We start from the raw sequence: 5,671 nt of genomic DNA, 5'->3' as shown, positions 1-5,671 counted from the left end.
TATCAACAGAATCTTGCATTAGAAATGGGAGCTCACAGAACGTAGCTACCTCAAACCAATTGGTTAAAGTAGATCCCGTTGTGGTCATATCAATCACCTCAGCTTGTATAAGTCGAATTGCCTCAATTTCTTTAGCAAGCTGTTCCGAGGGATATACCTGTACTTTTATTCTGCCTTTAGAACGTTCTTCTATAATTTGGCTAAAATATTCGAAGGCTTTATACCATGTGTGATTTTCATTTACCAAAAGAGCGGTTCGTAATAAGAATTCCGGTTCAGCTTCTTTTGATTTACAACTCAACAACAAAAGCATAGTGAACATAAGCAATAATGCTTTTGCAGTCCACTTCACTATTTGCTCTTTATTATCCATTGTACTAGTCTTGCACTTCTACAATCATTTCTATTTCTACAGGAATATTCCCGGGCAATGAACCCATACCTACCGCTGCTCTTGCATGTTTTCCTTTTTCTCCAAACACAGCCACCATTAAATCGGAATAACCATTAATCACCTTTGGATGATCACCAAAATCTGGTGATGAATTTACCATTCCTTTTACTTTAACTATTCTTTTTATTTTATTTAAATTACCCAACTCACCTTTTAACACTGAAAGTTGATTAATACCAGTTATCCTAGCTGCTTCATAACCTTCTTCAATTGTTAAATCAACACCTACTTTACCTGTGATGTCTTCACCATTAGCTTTTTTAGGGCCTTTCCCTGCTAAAAAAATAAGATTACCCGACCGTACTGCGTTGACATAATTTGCAACCGGAGCTGAAGGAGCTGACAAGGTTATCCCCAATTCTTCTATTTTTGAATCTGGATCATAATTAGAATCTACTATTTCTTTTACTTCGTTTGTATTTCCTGCCTCCTTTTTTTGCTCGACAACCTGATTACATGACACAATTAAAACTAAGGTTAATATAAATAAAATGGTCTTTTTCATTTTAACTACTTTAAACATTAAGCTCTTTCTAGTATTTCCTTTACTCTACTGGCCACAATTCTTTCTTGTCCAGGCTCCATCATCCATGTGGTTATGCCTACCTCTTTTTTATTCCCTACAGTTTCTATTGACGGATGACCATCTCGTAACTGTTTGCGCATCTCATCTGTTGAAATTTCTACAATGCTCTCGTCCCACCGAATTTTTAGACTAGGTACATGATTTGCATATGGCGGAACATGAATTTCTGTTTCAACACCTTTAACGGACTTAGCACTATCACTTATCAATTTAATTTGATTTTCCCATAGCGCCCATTCTTTATCATGATCTCTACCTAAATATAACTCTAAAGCAACTAACATCCCTAAAACTTCCTCTTTATTTACTTTCATCCCCCTAGCAATAGTCGTTCCTCTGGGCGGTGTATGTAGTCTAGCAGCTTCAATATATTTTCTTTTCCCTAATAATAATCCAGCACTTTGTGGCCCTCGAATACCTTTACCACCGGAAAAAGCAACCAAATCAAAGCCCATTTTAGTATACTTAAATAAATTTTCTACTGGTGGCACATCCGCAGCACAATCTATAAATGTTGGAATATTATGTTTTTTACCTAAAGCCACAAATTCTTCCCACTTAATATCACCTGCATCCGTATTAGCGTTTAAAAACCATAACATTGCAGTATTTTTGGTAATTGCCTTTTCTAAATCTTTGGCTGTTTTTACAGAAACTATTTTAGCACCAGTATTAATTAGCGCATGAGTATATCCTATTGCATGAGCCTCTTGTACTATCACTTCATCTTTTATACCTGTCGTATCCGGCAATTGTGCTACCTTTTTCGTATCCATACCACACATAACTCCTGCAAGACCAATAGTCATTGCTCCAAAACAACCTGAAGAAACTGTAGCATATTCACATTCTAACAACTCTGCAATTCGCTCACCTACTTTGTCATGCAATTCATCCAAATTTACATACTCAGATGCACCAAAATTAATTGCATCCGTTACTTCTTTATGCATCAGTGAACCGGTCATAGAAGTATAAGTTCCTGCTGCATTTATGAATGTTCGTATACCAAGTTCTTTAAAAAAATCACGTGCCAAAGGTTCAGTAATCGGGCAAGCTAATTTTGATGTTACTTTCCCCCCTGCTGCTCCTAATATACTTGGACCTAACAATCCTCCAACTAATGGCAATGTTGATAATGTTTTTAATGCTTTTCTTCTACTACTCATAATTTCTTTATTTTCTATTTCATTAATCTACCGCTGCTATGCAATCCATTTCCACTAAAGACTTGCCAGGTACTCCACCATAGGTTGCAACCGTAGTTCTAACAGGTGGGTTTTTTCCGAATCGACCTCTAAACACTTCGTTCATACCTTTATAGTCACCAAGATCAGCGAGATATACATTCACCTTCAATACTTTATCCATTGAAGAACCATTTCGCTCAAGTTCTTTTTGAAGTTCTTGAAGTACAATTTCTGTATGCGCCTTTATTTCAAAAGGCGCAACATGTGCTCCCTTGCCAGCAATATATAAAGTGTTACCATGTTTTACTGCACCAGAAAATAACGGTATATCTTGGTCAGTTACTATATCACCTACCACCTCTTTCTTTGCGTTCTTTTCTTTATCAGTCATCGCACTTACAGAGCCGATTCCAAAAATTGTCGCCAAGCCCATTCCAATTTTTTTAAATGATGCTCTTCTTGTAGTTTGTTGTTCCATTTTTGTTTTATTTAGTTTTATATTCATTTTATAGCCCACTAAAGAACCGTTTTTTAATTACTTTCAATATCCTGAACTTCTGTTTTATCTGGGTCTTTATCTCGCCAATACAAAGCAAGCGAAGAACCCGAGATGTTCATCCAAGGTCCAAATACTGCGGGCGCTAATCCAACTGTAGCAACCTTTCCCATTTCTAATGCAATTCCTGAGGCTAATCCTCCATTTTGCATCCCTACTTCTAGAGCAATTGTTCGGCAATCTCTTTCATCCATCTTGAACAGACGACAACCCCAATATCCAAGAAAATAACCGGCTGCATTATGCACAATAGCTGCAACAATTAAAAACAAACCAATGGATAGCAAACTATCTCTACCTGCCGCAGTTATTACCATAATTATTAATGCTATACCAGCCATAGATAGAATAGGCATGGCTTTGTCAAGCCAAGGTGTTTTTCCATGAAAAAAGTGATTAAATAGTAGACCTCCTATAATTGGTAATATGACCATTTTAACAATACTCCACATCATACCCCAAAAATCTATCGGCACAAATTCACCCGCAAAAAACTCCATTAAAGTAGGCGTCATTAGAGGAGCTAACATTGTAGCCACAGCCGTTAATGTAACTGAAAGAGCAACATTTGCCTTTGCCAGATACGCCATTACATTTGAAGCTAAACCGCTTGGTGAAGAACCTATTAACACTACCCCTGCTGCGATTTCAGCGGAAAAACCAAAAATACTAGCAATAGTAAACCCTAAAACTGGCATGATAGTAAATTGGCAAATAAGACCTACTAACACCCCTTTAGGCATTTTTATCACCCCTACAAAATCATTAAAACTCATAGCCGTACCCATACCAAACATTATTATTTGGAGTAAGGGTACTATTAGTTTTTTCATTTGAAAATCACCCATCTGTACAAATGGCTGGGGATAAAACATGGACAGTGAAACCGCTCCGAAAATTAAAATGGCATAAGAAAACCCTTTAAAACTTGTATGCTGTTTTGCGGCTAACGCCAAAAACAAAAAGAATAATACTAAAAACGGACCAGAAGTTTGATTAATATCAAGTACCAACATTACAATAAAAATTATGAGGCAAAAAAGTGATACTCCTAAAAGTAATTTTATATTTTTCATTTTGTTCTTATATTATCCCTTACAATTAATTACAATGCAATTAGCTTTTATTTACTCCATGGTTCTGCTGCAAGCCCATTTAAATCATATACTACTTTTCCGTCTCTAATAGTCAATTCACATTCCAATTTCTTATCTCCCATCATTCGTTTTCCTTTGGTATCAATAAACCCAAAATCACCTTCACGAACATTCAAAATAGTAACATCAGCTACAGCCCCTTTTGAAAGATGACCTAATTCTTCTCTCTTTATAGCTTTTGCCGAATTCCAGGTTGTAGCTGCAATAATATCAGCAACGGGCATATCCATATTTAAAAATTTGGACATGATATTAACAATGTCTTTCATGCCACCATTCATACTTCCAGTATGTAAATCGGTGCTTATTGTATTTGGAATAAAACCTTGTTGCATTGCAGGTACTGCTTGCTTAAAAAGAAAACTACCACCGCCATGTCCAACATCGAAAATAATTCCTCTTTTTTGTGCGGCCCAGGCAAAATCTTCCACTATTCCATTTTCATCAACTATTGGGGTACGACCTCCTACATGAGCATAAGCATGTGTAAATATATCTCCTGGTCGAAGTTTTTCCATAAATAAAGTTTCAAGTGAAAGCTCTGGCTGACTACCTCCAAAGTCAATTACAACCGGAATATCTGCAAGTCTTCCCGCCTCAGCAGCACGTTCAGTAGGCGTCCAATCGAAACCAGAATAATGAGCTAGTTTTACACCAACAATTTCATTCGGAAACTGCTTTGCCACAATAGCTGTAAGTTTCGAATCCATATCTGCTTGATTTTGTTCTACTGCTCCACCTTTCATCCCTGACCCAACTATATTTAAAAAAGATAATACTCGGGTCTTGGATTGATCGATTACATTTTCTTTAAATTGTCTAAAATTGCGCCAACCTGCTCCGCCACAATCTACTATTGTTGTAACCCCGCTTCTAAACGAAAAACCATCTGGTGGCAAGGCCGTAAAACTATTACTGAGATACGCATTATGTTCTGTTCCATGAAAATTATGACTATGTATATCGATAAGACCAGGAGAAACCAATAATCCTTTAGCATTTATTACTTTTTTTGCCTTTGTTGCTGATATCGACTTAGCCACTTCAGCAATTTTCCCATCTTTAAGAGCAAGATCTGAAACTTTATCAATTCCATTTTTTGCATCAATTAAATGACCATTCTTTATCAAGATATCATATTCTTGTGCATTGAAAACTAAACTGCTAAATAAGAAAAGTAGTGAAGTTAATCTTGAAAGGTTTCGCGTATTTTTCATAATTTTTAATTTGAAATTTATTTTGTAGCAACTTTTATCGGTCCGTTATTCTCTTTATCCTCTTCAACGTTTTTTCTTGTTTCAGCAACTTGCTTTGCAGTAATTTTTGAGGCCGAATTACCAAAGTTTGATCTTATATAAGTGAGAATCTGAGCCACCTCTTTATCCTTTAAAAATGAATGTTGCGGCATAACTCCGTTAAAAACTTCACCATTGATTTCAAGACTTCCTTCCATACCTCTTAAAAGGACTTTGATTAAACGATTACTGTCACCTAAAACCCAATCTGTATTTACTAATGGCGGAAATCTCCCAGAAGCACCTTTCCCATTTGTTTGATGACATGCACTACAATATTGATAGTACAATTTCTCGCCACCTACCGCATCATTCTTCATCAAATTATCATTCACTATATCTGGAGTACGTACATTTGAAGCTTCCTTGCGTTCTTCCATAATAATGAGTTGATCCTCATTAAATTCTTCTTTTTTACCATTATAACTAACTT

General features: G+C 36.2%; 6 protein-coding genes and 1 pseudogene. All 7 read right to left on the bottom strand.

The annotated features are described in order from the left end of the window. Positions 1 to 373: pseudogene (locus tag ABJF52_RS18240) on the bottom strand (hypothetical protein); the annotation flags it as partial. A gap of 4 nt (positions 374 to 377) precedes the next feature. Beyond that, positions 378 to 959 carry a RidA family protein gene (locus tag ABJF52_RS18235; RefSeq protein ID WP_348153493.1) on the bottom strand — a complete coding sequence of 194 codons (582 nt, stop codon included), beginning with the start codon at positions 957 to 959 and terminating at the stop codon, positions 378 to 380. Positions 960 to 976: 17 nt separating this feature from the next. Then, positions 977 to 2,209, bottom strand: a complete 1,233-nt coding sequence (locus ABJF52_RS18230) for a selenocysteine synthase (protein ID WP_348153491.1) — start codon at positions 2,207 to 2,209, stop codon at positions 977 to 979. Positions 2,210 to 2,231: 22 nt separating this feature from the next. Beyond that, positions 2,232 to 2,708: a RidA family protein gene (locus ABJF52_RS18225; RefSeq protein WP_348153489.1), complete on the bottom strand. Its 477-nt coding sequence runs from the start codon at positions 2,706 to 2,708 to the stop codon at positions 2,232 to 2,234. Positions 2,709 to 2,761: 53 nt separating this feature from the next. Continuing rightward, positions 2,762 to 3,862, bottom strand: a complete 1,101-nt coding sequence (locus ABJF52_RS18220) for a bile acid:sodium symporter family protein (RefSeq protein ID WP_348153487.1) — start codon at positions 3,860 to 3,862, stop codon at positions 2,762 to 2,764. Positions 3,863 to 3,909: 47 nt separating this feature from the next. Further along, positions 3,910 to 5,160 carry an amidohydrolase/deacetylase family metallohydrolase gene (locus ABJF52_RS18215; RefSeq protein WP_348153485.1) on the bottom strand — a complete coding sequence of 417 codons (1,251 nt, stop codon included), beginning with the start codon at positions 5,158 to 5,160 and terminating at the stop codon, positions 3,910 to 3,912. Between the two features lie 17 nt (positions 5,161 to 5,177). Next, positions 5,178 to 5,671 (bottom strand): cytochrome c (locus ABJF52_RS18210; protein WP_348153483.1); only part of this gene is annotated, 494 nt, incomplete at its 5' end.

Source organism: Aurantibacter sp., assembly GCF_039941195.1.
Taxonomy (GTDB): Bacteria; Bacteroidota; Bacteroidia; order Flavobacteriales; family Flavobacteriaceae; genus Aurantibacter_A.
Note: the sequence above shows the minus strand (reverse complement) of the source record. Positions and strands in the feature narration are given on the sequence as shown.